Raw genomic sequence first — 15,776 nt, 5'->3', positions numbered from 1 at the left:
CCTTGCCGCGCCCTGCGACGCCGGGCGGCGAGCCTTACTTGCTCAGCGCGCGCATGGCCGACTCCAGTCCGGCGAGCGTGATCGGATACATGCGGCCCGCGAATAGCTGACGAATGACCGAGATCGACTGGCGATATTGCCATATCGCCTCGGGCTCCGGATTGAGCCAGGCGTGACGCGGGTAGCGGTCGATGAAGCGGCGTAGCCACACCGCCCCGGCTTCCGCGTTGTTGTACTCGACCGAGCCGCCCGCCTGCAGCACTTCGTACGGACTCATCGTCGCGTCGCCCACGAAGATCAGTTTGTAGTCGGGCGGGTATTTGCGCAGCACGTCCCATGTGTCGAAGCGTTCGTTGTGGCGGCGTCGGTTCTGCCGCCACAGGTAGTCGTAGACGCAGTTGTGGAAGTAGTAGAACTCGAGATGCTTGAATTCGGACTTCGCCGCGGAGAACAGCTCTTCGGTACGCGCGATGTGGTCGTCCATCGAACCGCCCACGTCGAGCAGCATCAATACCTTCACGTTGTTATGACGCTCCGGCACGAGCTTCAGGTCGAGCCAGCCCGCGTTGGCCGCCGTCGAGCGAATGGTGTCGTCGAGGTCCAGCTCCTCCGCGGCGCCCTCGCGCGCGAACTTGCGCAGACGCCGCAACGCCACCTTGATGTTGCGCGTGCCGAGTTCGACGGCGTCATCGTAGTCGCGGTAAGTGCGCTGGTCCCACACCTTCACCGCCGTGCGATTGCCGTTGCTCTCGCCGCCGATGCGGATGCCTTCGGGGTTGAAGCCGCCATTGCCGAACGGCGAGGTGCCGCCGGTGCCGATCCACTTGTTGCCGCCTTCGTGGCGGCCTTTCTGCTCGTCGAACAGTTGCTTCAGGCGCTCCATGAGCTTGTCGATCCCGCCCAACGCCTGAATGCGCGCCTTGTCTTCGGGCGACAATTCGCGTTGCATGCGCTTCTTGAGCCATTCGAGCGGCACCTCGCCCGAGGCGTCGACGATGTGTTGCACGCCTTTGAAGTACGCACCGAAGGCCTGATCGAACTTGTCGTAGTGCTTCTCGTCCTTGATGAGCGATAGACGCGCCAGATAGTAGAACTCGTCGAGCGAGGGCGCGATGACCTGACGCTGCAGCGCTTCGAGCAGCGTCAGGTATTCCTTGACCGAGACCGGCAGCTTCGCCGCGCGCAAGGTATAGAAGAAGTCGATCAGCATGACGGCGGCGCGCTTACCGATTGGCGCGATTCATGAAAACGAGGCGCTCGAACAGGTGCATGTCCTGTTCGTTCTTGAGCAGGGCGCCGGCCAGTGGCGGAATTGCGAGCTTGTTGTCGGCGCTGCGCAGTGCTTCCGGGCCGATCTCCTCGGCCATCAGCAGCTTGAGCCAGTCGATCAGCTCCGAGGTCGACGGCTTCTTCTTGAGTCCGGGAATATCGCGTACCTCGAAGAAGGTCGCCATCGCGGCGTTCACCAGCTCGCGGCGAATGTTCGGGAAATGCACGTCGATGATCGACTGCATCGTCGACGGCTCGGGGAACTTGATGTAGTGGAAGAAGCATCGGCGCAGGAAAGCGTCGGGCAGCTCCTTTTCGTTGTTCGACGTGATGATGACCAGCGGGCGATGGCGTGCCTTCACGAGCTGGCGCGTCTCGTACACATAGAACTCCATGCGGTCGAGTTCGCGCAGCAGATCGTTGGGGAATTCGATGTCGGCCTTGTCGATTTCGTCGATCAGAAGCACGACGGGCTGGTCGGCCTCGAAGGCCTGCCAGAGCACGCCCTTGACGATGTAGTTGGCGATATCGCGCACCCGCTCGTCGCCCAGCTGCGAATCGCGCAGTCGCGAGACGGCGTCGTATTCGTAAAGGCCTTGCTGGGCCTTGGTGGTGGACTTCACGTGCCATTGCAGCAGCGGCATGTCGAGCGCGGCGGCGACTTCCTCCGCGAGCATCGTCTTGCCGGTGCCGGGTTCGCCCTTGATGAGCAGCGGTCGTTGCAGCGTGGCCGCCGCGTTCACGGCGAGCTTGAGGTCGTCGGTCGCGACGTACTGGGAAGAGCCTTCGAAGCGCATTGTCTGAGCCGTCCGCAAACAGCCGGCCTACCGGCCGGGCAGGGAAAAAGTTCAGTATAAGACATTGCGCATACGGCGCGCTCGGGCAGTGGAAATTGGCTGTGACATCAAAGGCTTGCGGGAAAACTTCGGAGAACTGTGCGGGTCAGCCCCGAGTTTGCGGACCGAAGGCTGTGGGTTACAATCGATTGCTTTTTTCACAGGACGGTGGCCTTGGAGTCGGGCCGTCGCCCTGCGTGTTGCGGGCCGGTATTCCAACCAAAAACGTTCCCAAGAAGACCATGAAAAAGTTCCTCACGATGATGGCGCTGGCGCTCGGCAGCACGTCGTTCATGTCGCTCGGCGCGGCGCATGCGGCCGATCTCAAGCCCAATCTCGACGCGGCGAAGGACAAGGTCGCCATGTGTATTGGCTGCCACGGCATTCCCGACTATCGCACCGCGTTTCCCGAGGTCTATCACGTGCCCCGGCTCGGCGGACAGAATGCGAAGTACCTTGAAAACGCCCTGAAGGAGTACGCCAAGGGCGACCGCAAGTTCCAGACGATGCATGGCATCGCAGCCACGTTGACCGAGCAGGACATCGTCGACATTGCCGCCTACTACGCGGCGCAGACGGCGTCGACGCCGGTCAATCCCCAGAAGTAAAACGTGCGTGGCTGAGGAGAACACGATGAAGCATTCGATGGTAAAGGCCGCCGCGGCGGCATCCCTGGCGCTCGGCGCCTTGCTCGCGGGTGGGGTCGGCTCGGCGTTTGCCGCCGGCAACGTCGCCAATGGACGCGCGCTCGTCGAGAAAGGCATGTGCGTGAGCTGCCACGGCGCCAATCTGAACGCGCCGATCAGCCCCGAGTATCCTAAGCTGGCCGGTCAGTACGCAGACTACGTTTATAACGCGCTGCGGGCGTATCAGAACGAAACCAGCCTGATTTACGGTCGCAGCAACGCGATCATGAAGACGCAGGTCATGTCCAATCCTGCCACGGTCGGTAAGGACGGCAAGCCGCGTCCGTTCACCTCGCAGGAGTTGCGTGATATTTCGGCCTATGTCGAATCGCTGCCCGGCGATCTCGTCACGAAGAAATAAGCGGTCCGGCCGCAATATCCGGCATCGGCATCAGGCACGACGGTGACCCTCAGGGGGACCGTCGTCGTCAGTGCTCAGCGCGACGCTTGCTGCTCGATGCGCTGCAGGTAGGCGTCCGAGTCGGGCGGCTGGCCGCTGCGTTGGGCTTCCCAGAGCGTTTGTCCCAGGCACTCCATGATGCGGTGCTGCGCCTCATGGGGCGAATCGAGCCGTTGGCTCAGTTTCTCGTAGGCGGCACGAATGCCCGGCGGCTGGTCGATCGAGACCTGCTCGCTGATCGCCAGGTGCATCGACAGATGCAGGAACGGGTTGGTCTGCCCGGCCTCGGGCGAGTAGTCGCGCTCGTTGGCGTCTTCGGTGTCGGACAGCGCATCGTGATACTCGGGATGGGCTTGGATCCAGTCGGCGGCCATGGTCTCGAGCGGCGTGAGAATGCTGCCGCTGCGCTGCTTTTGCCAGGTGGTGCAGAAGAATTGCCGGACTTCATCGCGGCTCGGATTGAACATGGGGACTCCGTGGGGTTCTGATGTCGCCGCTTGCGGCGCGCCGCCCCTTGACTACAATGGCGGATCGATCGCTGCCGTGCATCGTGCCAGGCGTAGGGGAAACGCGCCGCCAACGCCTGAAAATCTCGCCGTATTGTCGCTCAATTTATCCAGTCATGTCGCAAAGCCCTCGCGCGCACGCGCCCACCGGCAACGCCGCCGTCATGCCGCAGGCCCCCCGTCCCTCGGCCTGGACCGGCGTCGCGCTGATCGCCGTGTCGGCGTCCGCGTTCGGCGCCATGGCCATCTTCGCGCGGGCCGCGGCGGCGTCTGGCGCGGACATCTTCGCGATGCTGCTGTTTCGCTTTTTCGTCGCCGCGGTCCTGCTGCTGGCCTGGTGTCGGTTGCAGCGGGTGCGCTTCCCGTCGCGCCGTCAGGCGCTCGGCATTGCGCTGATGGGCGGCATCGGCTACGTCGGCCAGTCGCTTTGCTATTTCGGCGCGCTGCAATATGCGCAGGCGTCGCTCGTCGCGCTACTGCTCTATCTCTACCCGGTCTTTGTGACGATTTTGGCGGCCATTTTCCTCCATGAACGCCTCACGCCCGTGACGCTCGGCGCGCTCGCGCTCTGCTCGCTGGGCACGGCGCTCACCGTCGGGGGTGGGCAGGGGCAGCCGCTGGGCATGGCGCTGGCCGTGGCGGCGGCGTTGATCTATTCGGGCTACATCGTGATCGGCGCGCGGTTGACACGCGGTGTCGATGCCCGCGCCACGGCAACGCTCGTCTGCCTGGCGGCCACCGTTTCCTTCGGGGCGATGGCGGCGGTGCGAACCACGCAAGGGCTGCCGCTGCAATGGCCCGCAGGCGCCGGGGGCTGGGCGGCGCTCGCGGCCATTGCCGTGTGTTCGACGGTCGTCGCCATTCTGACCTTCTTCGCTGGTTTGCAACGACTGGGGGCGGGACGCGCCTCCATGCTCTCGACGCTGGAGCCGGTCGTCACGGTGCTGCTCGCGGCCATGCTGCTGGGCGAAACGCTCACGGCGGCACAGCTGGGCGGCGGCGTGCTGATTCTGGCGGGCGTGGTCTGGCTGTCGGCGCGTGGCGCCGCCGCAACCCCCTGATGTCGCGGGCATTTTTGCTACGTCAGCGCGTGTCGCGCGGCAACGGTACAATCGCCGGTCATTCGCCACTCATCTCCCGAGGTCCATTGTCATGAGCATCATCGCCAAAGAAGCCATCGCCCAACTATTCACCGATGCCCGCACGCACAATGTGTGGCTAGACAAAACGGTCAGCGATGAAACGCTGCGTGAGCTGTACGACCTCGTCAAATGGGGCCCGACGTCGGCCAACACTACGCCCGCGCGCGTGGTCTTCGTGAAGAGCCCGGAAGCGAAGAACAAGCTGCTTGAATGCATGGCGCCGGGCAACGTGGACAAGACCCGCACGGCGCCCGTGACGGCCATCATCGCGTACGACCTGAAGTTCTACGAGCACCTGCCCAAGCTGTTCCCGAACGGGGCCGACAAGATGGTGCCGATGTTCTCGGGCGACCCCGCCAAGGCTGCCGGTGCCGCGCACATGAACAGCTCGCTGCAAGGCGGCTACTTCATCCTCGCCGCCCGCGCGCTGGGCCTCGACTGCGGCCCGATGGCCGGTTTCGACGCACAGAAGGTCAACGACACCTTCTTCGGCGGTACCGAGTGGCGTGTGAATTTCATCTGCAATCTGGGCTACGGCGATCACGGCAAGCTGTTCCCGCGCAATCCGCGCTTGTCGTTCGACGAGGCGGCGCGCATCATCTAAGCAGGATTTGTCGCGCGCCGCGCGCATTTTCGGCGCGTACAGAACAAACGGGCGGTCCCGATGTCGGGACCGCCCGTTGTCGTTTGTGTCGTCTGCGTCGATTGCGACGGCGTTGCCGGGGAAGCGCCGGTCAGCCCTTCGGCGCGGGAGTCTTGGGACGGAAGTCGCACAACGGCTCGATGGCGCAATGCCAGCATTCCGGCTTGCGCGCCTTGCACACATAGCGGCCGTGCAAAATGAGCCAGTGGTGGGCATCGTGCTTGAACTCGCGCGGGATGACGCGCTCCAGCGCCAGTTCCACGGCCAGCGGATCCTTGCCAGGTGCGAGACCCGTGCGGTTCGCCACGCGGAAGATGTGCGTATCGACGGCAATGGTGTCTTCGCCAAACGCGGTATTGAGCACCACATTGGCCGTCTTGCGACCGACGCCCGGCAGCGTTTCGAGCGCTTCGCGCGAGCGGGGCACTTCGCCGCCGTGCGCGTCGAGCAGCAACTGGCAGGTGGCGATGACGTTCTTGGCCTTGGTGCGGTACAGCCCGATTGTCTTGATGTAATCGGCAACCCCGGCCTCGCCCAGCGCAAGCATCTTCGCCGGGGTGTTGGCCACCGCGTAGAGCTTGCGTGTGGCCTTGTTGACGGAGACGTCGGTCGCCTGGGCCGAAAGCAGCACGGCGATCAACAACTCGAATGGCGACGTGTACTCCAGCTCCGTCGTCGGATGCGGATTCAGTTGCTGCAACGTTTCGAACAGGGCGCGTCGTTTGGCGTCGTTCATGGCGGGTGGCGCGTGGGTTGGAGCGTCTGTCTTGTTATCAGGTGACGGTGTGTGCGGCTGCCCGCCTAGACCTTTTGCGGGGTGCTGTCGGCCCCCGAGGGGGCCGCATCGTCGTCTGGGCTGAGGCCCAGGCGTTTGCGACGGGCTTCCGCTTCGTCGATCTGTGCCTGCACGGCGGCCGAAACGTGCGTGGTGTTCTTCGGCGCGAGGCCTTCGGCCGCCAGCGCGGCCTTTTTCTCTCTCGCGCGCGCCAAAGCCGCTTGAATGATGGCCTGCTTGCGAGCCGCCGCCGCAGCGGCTTCATCGGCTACGGGGGACGGCGCCGGCGCCACGTCGCCCGTTTGCGCTACCGGCGACACCTCTTGCCCGGAGGCGGGCGCCGAAGGCGTGCCGGGCGCTGCGGGGGCAACCCGCGCCGCGCGCGCGGCCAGCCGCGCTTCCCGCGCCGCCCGATCCTTCGCGAGACGGGCCTGATTCACCTCGAAATGCGAGCGCGCGTCGTCGGCTTGCGTTTGCGACCAGGCGTCCCAGCCGGTGCGCTCGCCGGTGACCGGCACCATGTCGATGCAGTCGACGGGGCAGGGCGGCACGCAGAGATCGCAGCCGGTGCAACGGTCCTCGATCACGGTGTGCATCAGTTTGGCAGCGCCGATAATGGCGTCGACCGGGCAGGCCTGCAGGCAGAGCGTGCAACCGATACACAGCGATTCGTCGATGACCGCGCGCGGCCGGGGACGCTCTGCGCCGTTGTCCGGATTCAGCGCGATGATGGGGCGATCCAGCAGCTTGGCCAGACGCGCCACGCCCTCGGCGCCGCCGGGCGGGCACTGGTTGTAGCTGGCCTGACCGCTGGCGATGGCATCGGCATACGGGCGGCACCCGGCGTAACCGCACTTGGTGCACTGCGTCTGGGGCAAAAGGGCATCGATGCGCTGCGCGAGCGCGCTAACTTCGGACACGTCGTTTGAGGGGGATTCGGCGGAAAGTCGAATTATCCTGCATTTTCCGGAAACACTGAAACCGATGTGCCATAATTCCGCCCGATGAGAACGACCGGCCGATCATGACTACACCTCAAACCAAGATCAAACGCGACCCCGAACGCACGCGTCAGCGCATTCTTGCTGCGGCGATCGAGGAGTTTGCGGAGCGGGGTTCAAGCGGTGCGCGCGTGGACAGCATTGCACGCCGAGCCGACATCAACGAGCGCATGTTGTATTACTACTTCGGCAACAAGGACCAGCTCTATCTGGCGGTGCTCGAGGAGGTCTATGGCGAATTCAATCGCGCCGAACACGCGCTCAGGCTGGATGTGCTGGCGCCGCTCGACGCCGTGGCCGAACTGGCCCACTTCGTGTGGGACTATTACGCCGACCATCCGGAACTGATTCGGCTCATCAACAACGAGAATCTGCACGACGCGAAGTCGATGCGTCAGTCGACCGAGATTCGCCAACAGGTCTCACCGATTGTCGAGCTGCTCGCGCAGACGCTCAAGCGCGGCGAAGCCAGCGGCGAAATCCGGCCGGGCGTCGATCCGGTCGATCTGTACGTGACGATCTCGGCGATGGGCTACTACGTGATGTCGAACCGCCACACGCTGTCCATCGTGATGGGGCGCGATTTCATGGCCGGCGACGCGCGCACGTCGTATTCGTCCTTCAATACGCAAATGCTGCTGGATTCATTGCGTACGCGATGACCGATTGAGCATGTGGCGCTTGCCGTAGGCTCGTCAAAACAAAACCGCCGCGAGGGCCGAAGCCCCGCGGCGGTTTTGTCATGGCCGCTCGGCGAACCGGTGAAGGTTCAGGCGTGCTTGGCGATGAAGTCGCGAATCTGCGGATAAATCACGTTGCGCCAACGACTGCCCGAGAAAATGCCGTAATGGCCGCAAGCCGGGGCGGTAAAATGCGCCCGCCGTTTGGCGGGGATGCCGATGCACAGCTCATGCGCGGCCTGGGTCTGTCCGCTGCCCGAAATGTCGTCCAGCTCGCCTTCGATGGTGAAGAGCGCCGTGGTCTTGATGTCCTGCGGACGAACCCGCTGGCCAGCCACGTCCCACGTACCGCGCGCGAGGCTGAAGTCCTGGAAAACGGTCTTGATCGTGTCGAGGTAGTACTCGGCAGCCATGTCGAGCACCGCGTTGTACTCGTCGTAGAAGCGACGATGCGAGTCGGCGTCGTCGTTGTCGCCGCGTACCAGGTCCAGATAGAAATCCCAGTGCGACGTCAGGTGACGGTCAGGGTTCATCGCCACGAACCCGGCGTGCTGAAGGAAGCCCGGATAGACCAGCCGGCCCGAGCCCGGATAATTGGCGGGCACCGGATGGATCACGTGATTCTCGAACCACTCGTACGACTTGTTCGTCGCCAGCGAGTTGACCGACGTCGGACTCTTGCTCGCGTCGATCGGGCCGCCCATCATCGTCATGGTCTTGGGCGTCGTTTCGCCGTTCGATGCCATGAGCGAGATGGCGCCGAGCACCGGCACGGTGGGTTGGCACACCGAAATGACGTGCAGGTTCTCCGCGCCGATGTGGCGAATGAACGCCTGGATGTACGCGACGTAGTCGTCAAGATGGAACGCGCCGGCTTCGAGCGGCACCATGCGCGCATCGATCCAGTCGGTGATGTAGACCTTATGGTCCTTGAGCAGCGTTTTGACGGTGTCGCGCAGCAGCGTGGCGTGGTGGCCGGAGAGCGGCGCGACCACGAGCACGACCGGGTCGTCCTTGAGCTGCCCGACGGCACTGGCGTCGTCGGCGTACCGCTTGAAGCGCAGCAGGCGGCAGAACGGCTTTTCCATCGCGGTGACTTCCACGACCGGAATATTGTGACCGCCGACTTCGACGGCCTTGATATTGAATTCGGGCTTTTCGTAATCCTTGCCGAGCCGGTAGAGCAACTCGTATCCCGCGGCGATGCGGGGCGCGCCCGGCATCATGGCCAACGGGCTGCCCGGATTGACGAACGTGGTCGCCGCTGCCTTGGCCCAGGTGGTCAGGGGGTTCAACCACGCACGGTTGTATTCGTGAATCTGATACAGCATGTTGTGTGCCCAGAGGCGGATGGTGAGCGAATTATGCAACCGTTTATCGCGGCTGTGCAACGCAGCATAACCCTGATATATGGCATTTCTGCATCATTGCGATAGTTTTTGACTATTCTGACAATTGTTTTCAATTATCGTTGCTGCGCTGCAACAAATTGGGGTGCAAAAAAAGCCCGCCGGGTGGCGGGCTTCGACTTCGACGATGCCGGATGGGCTCAGCGCAGCACTTGGGCGATGGCCGAGGCGACGCGGTCGATGTTCTTGTCGTTGAGCGCGGCCACGCAGATACGGCCCGTGCTCACGGCATAGATGCCGAACTCTTCACGCAGGCGTTCGACCTGGTCGGCGGTGAGGCCCGAGTACGAGAACATGCCGCGTTGTTTGATCACGAACGAGAAATCGCGTTCCACGCCATGCGCACGCAGCTTCTCGACCAGGGCGAGACGCATCGCGCGGATGCGCTCACGCATTTCGGCCAGTTCCTCTTCCCACAGCGCGCGCAGCTCGGGGCTGCCCAGCACGGCGGCGACGACCGAGCCGCCATGCGTCGGCGGGTTCGAGTAGTTGGTGCGGATCACGCGCTTGAGTTGCGAGAGCACACGGGCCGATTCGTCCTTGCTGCCCGTCACGATCGACAGGGCACCCACGCGTTCACCGTACAGCGAGAACGACTTCGAGAACGAGCTGGACACGAAGAAGTCCAGGCCGGTGGAGGCGAACAGGCGCACCACGGCGGCGTCGGCATCGATGCCGTCACCGAAACCTTGATAGGCGATGTCGAGGAACGGCACCAGTTTGCGAGCCTTCACGACCTCGACGACTTGTGCCCACTGGTCCATCGACAGGTCGACGCCGGTCGGGTTGTGACAGCAGGCGTGCAGTACGACGATGGTGCCTTCGGGTTCCTTGCCGAGCATGTCGAGCATGCCCGCCAGATTCACGCCATGCGAGTCGGCGTCGTAGTACGGGTACGAGACGACGTTGAAGCCGGCTTGGCTGAACAGCGCGCGGTGGTTTTCCCAGCTCGGATCGCTGATGGCGACGGTGGCATTCGGGTTCAGTTGCTTGAGGAAGTCAGCGCCGATCTTGAGGGCGCCGGTGCCGCCCAGGGCTTGCGCGGTGACCACGCGGCCTTCGGCCAGCACGGGCGATTCCTTGCCGAACAGCATTTCCTGCACGGCCTTGTCGTAGGCGGCAATGCCTTCGATCGGCAGGTAGCCGCGCGGCAGACCGGCGGCCACGCGTTGTTCTTCGGCGGCCTTCACGGCCTTGAGCAGGGGGAGCTTGCCTTCCGCGTTGAAATACACGCCCACGCCCAGGTTCACCTTCTCGGTGCGGTGATCGGCGTTGTAGGCTTCGTTCAGGCCAAGGATGGGGTCGCGCGGGGCGAGTTCGACAGCGGAGAACAGGGTCATTTCGACGGCTCGAGGCAGGTAGTAGGAAAACGCGGCGGGTCGGCGGTATCAGACGCGCGATCAGCTCAACGCGACATTTTAACGAAGATTCCCCACGCTTGTGGGAAACACAGGCGTGCGCGCGCGAAATCGCCTCCCTTTGACACGAAAACTGCCACGTATTGCCAGAAATTGACGACATTGACGTGCCATGCGTCAGGAGGCGACATCGTCGCCCCAGCCTCGCGTCGCAGTCGGATAGGTTGTCACCCATGGGCCTCAGGGAATCGTCCGACGCGCTAAAATGCCGGATTACGTCCCTCACGCTTGCGCCCTCGCCATGACTCCTGCGGCAGACAACGATCTCGACGAAAGCAAGTTCCTGACGTTTCCGGATTCGCCTTATCAGCTCTACTGCCCATTTGCCGCGGCCGGCGATCAGCCGGCGGCTATCGCTCAGTTGACCGAGGGCGTGGAGGACGGGCTCGCCTTCCAGACCTTGCTCGGCGTCACCGGCTCCGGCAAGACGTTCACCATGGCGAACGTCTTGGCGCGGCTTGGGCGGCCGGCCATTGTGTTCGCACCGAACAAGACCCTCGCCGCGCAGCTCTACTCGGAATTCCGCGAGTTCTTCCCGCGAAATGCGGTGGAGTACTTCGTCTCGTACTACGACTATTACCAGCCGGAAGCCTACGTTCCGCAGCGCGATCTCTTCATTGAGAAGGATTCGTCCGTCAACGAACACATCGAGCAGATGCGTCTCTCGGCAACGAAGAGCCTGCTGGAGCGGCGCGACGTGGTCATCGTGGCGACGGTCTCGGCGATTTACGGTATCGGCAATCCGAGCGAATACCATCGGATGATTCTGACGATTCGGCAGGGCGACAAGCTGGGGCAGCGCGAGATCATCGCGCGCCTGATCGCCATGCAGTACACCCGCAACGAGACCGACTTCGGTCGCGGCACATTCCGGGTGCGCGGCGACACCATCGACATCTTCCCGGCGGAACACGCCGAACTGGCGTTGCGCGTGGACCTGTTCGACGACGAAGTCGATACGCTGCAACTGTTCGATCCGCTCACGGGGCGCGTGCGGCAGAAAGTGCCGCGCTTCACGGTGTACCCGTCCTCTCACTACGTGACGCCGCGCGATACGGTGCTGCGCGCCATCGAGACGATCAAGGACGAACTGCGCGAGCGCCTCGACTTCTTCTACAAGGAAGGCAAGCTGGTCGAGGCGCAGCGCCTTGAGCAGCGCACCCGTTTCGATCTGGAGATGTTGCAGGAGCTGGGCTTTTGCAAGGGCATCGAGAACTATTCGAGGCATCTGTCCGGCGCGGCGCCGGGCGAGCCGCCGCCGACCCTCGTCGACTACCTGCCGCCCGATGCGTTGATGTTCCTCGACGAATCGCACGTCCTCATCGGGCAGTTCAACGGCATGTACAACGGCGACCGGGCGCGCAAGGAGAACCTCGTCAACTACGGCTTCCGGCTGCCGTCGGCGCTCGACAACCGTCCGCTCAAGTTTGCCGAATATGAGCGCAAGATGCGTCAGGCCATCTTCGTGTCGGCGACCCCGGCCGATTACGAGGCAAAGCGCACCGGGCAGGTGGTGGAGCAGGTGGTGCGTCCGACCGGCTTGATCGACCCGATCATCATCGTGCGTCCGGCGCAGACACAGGTCGACGATGTGCTGAGTGAGATCAACAAGCGCGTGGCCGTGGGCGAGCGCGTGCTCGTGACCACGCTCACCAAGCGCATGTCAGAGCAGCTCACCGATTATCTGTCGGATAACGGGGTGAAGGTTCGCTATCTGCACAGCGACATCGATACGGTCGAGCGCGTGGAGATCATTCGTGATCTGCGTCTGGGCGCGTTCGACGTGCTGGTCGGGATCAACTTGCTGCGCGAGGGGCTGGATATTCCGGAGGTGTCGCTGGTGGCGATACTCGATGCGGACAAGGAGGGGTTCCTGCGTTCCGAGCGGTCATTGATTCAGACGATCGGGCGGGCGGCGCGTAACGTCAATGGAACGGCCATCCTCTATGGCGACAAGATGACCGATTCGATGACGCGCGCGATCGGGGAGACGGAGCGTCGCCGTGCCAAGCAGATGGCGCACAACGAGGCACACGGCATCGTGCCGCAGGGGGTGAAGAAGCGCATCAAGGACATCATCGACGGTGTCTACGACCCGCAGGGCGCCAAGGCGGAACTGGCCGAAGCCAAGGAGCAGGCGCACTACCAGGACATGTCGGAAAAGCAGCTGGCGCGCGAGATCAAGAAGCTCGAAAAGCAGATGCAGGAGCATGCGCGCAACCTGGAGTTCGAGAAGGCCGCCAAGGCGCGCGACCAGTTGTTGCACGTCAAGGCACTGGTCTTCGGCACCGATGGGGCGAGCGAGGCGGAGTTGGGGCCGAAGGCATGAAAACGACCTCCGTTCTCTTCGTCTGCATGGGCAACATTTGCCGCTCCCCCAGCGCCGACGGCATCTTTCGTCACCGGCTGGCCACCGCTGGGCTCACCGACGTGATCGCCGTCGATTCGGCGGGCACGCACAGTTATCACCTCGGTCACGCGCCCGACGAACGCACGCAGGCCGCTGCCGAGCGGCGAGGCTACGACCTGAGCGCGCTGCGTGCGCGCCGCGTCGATGCCGATGACTTCGTGCGCTTCGAATGGATCGTGGCGATGGACGACGCCAACGTCGCCGAACTCGTGGCGCGCTGTCCGGCTGAGTATCGTCACAAGATCGTGCGTCTGATGGACTTTGCCACGCGGCACGACGCCACCGAAGTGCCTGATCCGTATTACGGCGGTGCAAAGGGCTTCGAGACGGTGCTCGACTACATCGAAGACGGGCTCGACGGCCTGCTCGCCCATCTGGAAACGCACCTCTGAGCGTCGGCGACGTTGCGTTGCGCGGTCTGTCCTGTAGTACTGTGCTTTTCTCCTCCCCCTTCACCTCGTCTCCCATCGATGCTCACTTCGCTCACTTCGTACTGGCGTAAATGGCGTGCCTCGCGTCACGCCGGCCATCAGCTCGACGAACTGCTTGCGCACGCCGATCCGTCTGCGCCGCTGGCAGTCCGCAACCAATGGCTGATCGAATTGGCGCACTGGGTGCAAAAGCGCGGCGCCCTCGTCAACGAGGCGCGCGGGGAAGGGGAGGCGGCGCGCTATCGCCCGCACACGCGGCTGCGCTATCTGCTCCAGATGCTCGAGCGAAACCCCGCATGGCGACTCCCCGTGGCGCGCACGCTGCGCAGCGTCGTTGCCGAGAGCGACGCCATTTCGCTGCTGTGCGATACCGGCATGCCGGTGCGCCCGGGGTTTTGGGGGGCGCTGGTCGAGCGCGTCGAGAAGGCGCTGATTCCGCCCCCGCCGACGCGGCGCGATCTCTCGGCACTGTGCTCGCTGATGTTTCCCGATGGCGACGCCGCCGACTGGATCGCCGCCATGCCGCCGGCATTGCTGGCCGACCTCATCGCGCTCTTGCATGAAGGCGAGGACGAGGATGACAACACCGACTGGAACCCTTTCGGCGAAGACTTGCTCGTCGCGATGCACCACCTCGTCGACCAGATTGGGTCGACCGGGCTGTCGCAGGCGGTGCGCTCGCGCCTGGCGTATCCGCGCGCCACCGAATCGCCGTTCTACCAGATCGGACGCGCCATGCAGGCGCTCGAATCGGCTGGGCAGGCGTTCGCCCATGGTGCGCCGCCGTCGCAGCACTTCGTGCAGCAGATCAATGTATTCCGCGCGCTGATCGACGACTGCGCGCGCGCGGCGCGTCAGGTCTATGCCCATCTGGACGAAAACGGCGTGAGCGTGGACATCGTGTTTCAGGTCGAACGCACCAAGGCGCGGATCCGTCGGCTCGAGCGTCTGCTCGAAGCCTGGCTGACGCACGGCGAGAGCGGCGATCGCGCCGTCGCGCGGGTGCAACTCCTCGCCGATCTGGTGCGCGCGAACCGGGCGAGCCAGAGCGTGGGCGAATTGGCGCGCACGTCGTTCGGGCTGTTGGCGCGCAAGGTCGTCGAGCGCAGCGCCGAAACGGGCGAGCATTACATCGCCCGCAATCGCAGCGAGTACTTCACCATGCTGAAGATGGCGTGTGGCGGCGGGCTGGTGACGGTAGTCACTGTCTACGTCAAGTTCCTGATTGCGAGCGCGCACCTGCCGACGGTCGTCGAAGGCTTCCTCGCCGGGGCCAACTACGCGCTCTGCTTCCTGTTCATGCACTTCTGCCATTTCACGCTCGCGACCAAGCAGCCGGCCATGACCGCGCCGGCCATCGCCCGCAAGCTCGACGATGTCGACACGCCCGCCGGTATGGACGCCTTCGTGGGCGAGGTCATCGCTCTCGTGCGTACGCAAGCGGCCGCTATCTTCGGCAACCTGGCGGTGGTGTTCCCGTTCTGCCTGCTGGTGCAATGGACAGTGTCGGCGGCGCTTGGCATGAACACGATTCCACCCGAAAAAGCCCATGCGACGCTGAATTCGTTCTCGATATTGGGTATCACGCCGCTGTTCGCGGCCATGACGGCGGTGCTGTTGTGGTTCTCCAGTCTGATTTCAGGCTGGGCCGACAATTGGTTTGCGCTGCACGGCATCGGGGATGTGCTGGCCTACAACCGACGACTGCGCTTCGTCTTCGGACGGAACGGGGCGGCGCGGCTGGCAGACGCGTGCCGCCGTCACATTGCGCCGGTGCTCGGGAATCTGACGCTCGGCTTCATGCTGGGTCTCGTGCCGGCGGTGCTGACGGCGTTCGCACTGCCGTTCGAGGTGCGCCACGTCACGCTGTCGACCGGCGCGATCGCGACGTCGATCGGCGTGCTGGGCATGCCGGTGCTGCGCGATCCGGCGCTCTGGCTGGCCGTTGCCGGTGTCGGGTCGATGGCGCTGCTCAACGTCGGTGTGAGTTTCGCGTTAGCATTCCATATGGCGCTCAGATCGCGTCCCCTGCCAATGGGCGACCGCCGGCACATTCACCGTGCCCTCTGGCGCGCCGTGCTACGCAATCCGCTGGTGCTGCTGTTCCCTCTGCGCGCCCCCCAGGCGAACGCGCGTCCCGAAAATTAGCAAATTTCCCAAATGGACGACG

The 15,776-nt window shown here is 63.9% G+C and carries 15 protein-coding genes; 8 read left to right on the top strand and 7 right to left on the bottom strand.

What is annotated here, in order from left to right; translation table 11 throughout:
* Positions 1-34: 34 nt before the first annotated feature.
* Positions 35-1,210 carry a vWA domain-containing protein gene (locus tag PCE31106_RS09275; RefSeq protein WP_150563072.1) on the bottom strand — a complete coding sequence of 392 codons (1,176 nt, stop codon included), beginning with the start codon at positions 1,208-1,210 and terminating at the stop codon, positions 35-37.
* 13 nt (positions 1,211-1,223) lie between these two features.
* Positions 1,224-2,066 carry an AAA family ATPase gene (locus PCE31106_RS09270; RefSeq protein ID WP_130025543.1) on the bottom strand — a complete coding sequence of 281 codons (843 nt, stop codon included), beginning with the start codon at positions 2,064-2,066 and terminating at the stop codon, positions 1,224-1,226.
* 281 nt (positions 2,067-2,347) lie between these two features.
* Between PCE31106_RS09270 and PCE31106_RS09265 the strand changes: the two genes are divergently transcribed.
* Complete coding sequence (locus tag PCE31106_RS09265) at positions 2,348-2,713, top strand: c-type cytochrome (RefSeq protein ID WP_017234928.1); 366 nt, start codon at positions 2,348-2,350, stop codon at positions 2,711-2,713.
* 25 nt (positions 2,714-2,738) lie between these two features.
* Positions 2,739-3,152 (top strand): c-type cytochrome, encoded by a 414-nt coding sequence (locus PCE31106_RS09260; protein ID WP_254440960.1) that lies wholly within the window; start codon positions 2,739-2,741, stop codon positions 3,150-3,152.
* 74 nt (positions 3,153-3,226) lie between these two features.
* On the opposite strand, the gene PCE31106_RS09255 is transcribed toward PCE31106_RS09260, so the two are convergent.
* Positions 3,227-3,658, bottom strand: a complete 432-nt coding sequence (locus PCE31106_RS09255; protein ID WP_017234930.1) for a DUF1841 family protein — start codon at positions 3,656-3,658, stop codon at positions 3,227-3,229.
* A gap of 203 nt (positions 3,659-3,861) precedes the next feature.
* On the opposite strand from PCE31106_RS09255, the gene PCE31106_RS09250 reads away from it, so the two are divergent.
* Both PCE31106_RS09250 and PCE31106_RS09245 read left to right on the top strand, forming a co-directional pair.
* Complete coding sequence (locus tag PCE31106_RS09250) at positions 3,862-4,758, top strand: DMT family transporter (RefSeq protein ID WP_150563121.1); 897 nt, start codon at positions 3,862-3,864, stop codon at positions 4,756-4,758.
* Between the two features lie 91 nt (positions 4,759-4,849).
* Positions 4,850-5,443 (top strand): malonic semialdehyde reductase, encoded by a 594-nt coding sequence (locus PCE31106_RS09245; RefSeq protein WP_017234931.1) that lies wholly within the window; start codon positions 4,850-4,852, stop codon positions 5,441-5,443.
* Between the two features lie 130 nt (positions 5,444-5,573).
* Here PCE31106_RS09245 and nth read toward each other — a convergent pair whose 3' ends face one another.
* Positions 5,574-6,218, bottom strand: coding sequence for an endonuclease III (nth, locus tag PCE31106_RS09240; protein ID WP_017234932.1), 645 nt, complete (start codon positions 6,216-6,218; stop codon positions 5,574-5,576).
* Between the two features lie 65 nt (positions 6,219-6,283).
* On the bottom strand, positions 6,284-7,177 hold the full coding sequence (rsxB, locus tag PCE31106_RS09235) for an electron transport complex subunit RsxB (protein ID WP_150563071.1): 894 nt from the start codon (positions 7,175-7,177) through the stop codon (positions 6,284-6,286).
* A 104-nt stretch (positions 7,178-7,281) separates the two neighbouring features.
* Here rsxB and PCE31106_RS09230 point away from each other — a divergent pair, with 104 nt between their 5' ends.
* Positions 7,282-7,920, top strand: coding sequence for a TetR/AcrR family transcriptional regulator (locus PCE31106_RS09230; RefSeq protein ID WP_017234934.1), 639 nt, complete (start codon positions 7,282-7,284; stop codon positions 7,918-7,920).
* A 107-nt stretch (positions 7,921-8,027) separates the two neighbouring features.
* Here the strand turns inward: PCE31106_RS09230 and PCE31106_RS09225 are convergent, their stop codons facing one another.
* Positions 8,028-9,269, bottom strand: coding sequence for a polyhydroxyalkanoate depolymerase (locus tag PCE31106_RS09225; protein ID WP_051060260.1), 1,242 nt, complete (start codon positions 9,267-9,269; stop codon positions 8,028-8,030).
* A 218-nt stretch (positions 9,270-9,487) separates the two neighbouring features.
* The gene (locus PCE31106_RS09220) at positions 9,488-10,687 is read right to left on the bottom strand and encodes an amino acid aminotransferase (RefSeq protein ID WP_130025547.1); all 1,200 of its coding nucleotides are present in this window, start codon (positions 10,685-10,687) and stop codon (positions 9,488-9,490) included.
* A 319-nt stretch (positions 10,688-11,006) separates the two neighbouring features.
* Between PCE31106_RS09220 and uvrB the strand changes: the two genes are divergently transcribed.
* The 3 genes from uvrB to PCE31106_RS09205 all read left to right on the top strand — a co-directional run bounded on the left by uvrB (position 11,007) and on the right by PCE31106_RS09205 (position 15,754).
* Positions 11,007-13,094, top strand: coding sequence for an excinuclease ABC subunit UvrB (gene uvrB, locus PCE31106_RS09215; RefSeq protein WP_017234937.1), 2,088 nt, complete (start codon positions 11,007-11,009; stop codon positions 13,092-13,094).
* Positions 13,091-13,567, top strand: coding sequence for a low molecular weight protein-tyrosine-phosphatase (locus PCE31106_RS09210; protein WP_174975061.1), 477 nt, complete (start codon positions 13,091-13,093; stop codon positions 13,565-13,567). Before uvrB ends, PCE31106_RS09210 begins: the two co-directional genes overlap by 4 nt.
* Positions 13,568-13,645: 78 nt before the next feature.
* Complete coding sequence (locus PCE31106_RS09205) at positions 13,646-15,754, top strand: site-specific recombinase (RefSeq protein WP_150563070.1); 2,109 nt, start codon at positions 13,646-13,648, stop codon at positions 15,752-15,754.
* Positions 15,755-15,776 lie beyond the last annotated feature (22 nt).

This window comes from Pandoraea cepalis (assembly GCF_902459665.1).
GTDB classification, from domain to species: Bacteria; Pseudomonadota; Gammaproteobacteria; order Burkholderiales; family Burkholderiaceae; genus Pandoraea; species Pandoraea cepalis.
Note: the sequence above shows the minus strand (reverse complement) of the source record. Positions and strands in the feature narration are given on the sequence as shown.

Excerpts from the sequence above, each read along its gene's own strand:
- PCE31106_RS09275 (WP_150563072.1), bottom strand. The coding sequence starts at position 1,210 with ATGCTGATCGACTTCTTCTATACCTTGCGCGCGGCGAAGCTGCCGGTC.
- PCE31106_RS09225 (WP_051060260.1), bottom strand. The coding sequence starts at position 9,269 with ATGCTGTATCAGATTCACGAATACAACCGTGCGTGGTTGAACCCCCTG.
- PCE31106_RS09210 (WP_174975061.1), top strand. The coding sequence starts at position 13,091 with ATGAAAACGACCTCCGTTCTCTTCGTCTGCATGGGCAACATTTGCCGC.
- PCE31106_RS09255 (WP_017234930.1), bottom strand. The coding sequence starts at position 3,658 with ATGTTCAATCCGAGCCGCGATGAAGTCCGGCAATTCTTCTGCACCACC.
- PCE31106_RS09270 (WP_130025543.1), bottom strand. The coding sequence starts at position 2,066 with ATGCGCTTCGAAGGCTCTTCCCAGTACGTCGCGACCGACGACCTCAAG.
- PCE31106_RS09260 (WP_254440960.1), top strand. The coding sequence starts at position 2,739 with ATGAAGCATTCGATGGTAAAGGCCGCCGCGGCGGCATCCCTGGCGCTC.
- nth (WP_017234932.1), bottom strand. The coding sequence starts at position 6,218 with ATGAACGACGCCAAACGACGCGCCCTGTTCGAAACGTTGCAGCAACTG.
- uvrB (WP_017234937.1), top strand. The coding sequence starts at position 11,007 with ATGACTCCTGCGGCAGACAACGATCTCGACGAAAGCAAGTTCCTGACG.
- PCE31106_RS09265 (WP_017234928.1), top strand. The coding sequence starts at position 2,348 with ATGAAAAAGTTCCTCACGATGATGGCGCTGGCGCTCGGCAGCACGTCG.
- PCE31106_RS09250 (WP_150563121.1), top strand. The coding sequence starts at position 3,862 with ATGCCGCAGGCCCCCCGTCCCTCGGCCTGGACCGGCGTCGCGCTGATC.
- PCE31106_RS09245 (WP_017234931.1), top strand. The coding sequence starts at position 4,850 with ATGAGCATCATCGCCAAAGAAGCCATCGCCCAACTATTCACCGATGCC.
- PCE31106_RS09230 (WP_017234934.1), top strand. The coding sequence starts at position 7,282 with ATGACTACACCTCAAACCAAGATCAAACGCGACCCCGAACGCACGCGT.
- PCE31106_RS09205 (WP_150563070.1), top strand. The coding sequence starts at position 13,646 with ATGCTCACTTCGCTCACTTCGTACTGGCGTAAATGGCGTGCCTCGCGT.
- PCE31106_RS09220 (WP_130025547.1), bottom strand. The coding sequence starts at position 10,687 with ATGACCCTGTTCTCCGCTGTCGAACTCGCCCCGCGCGACCCCATCCTT.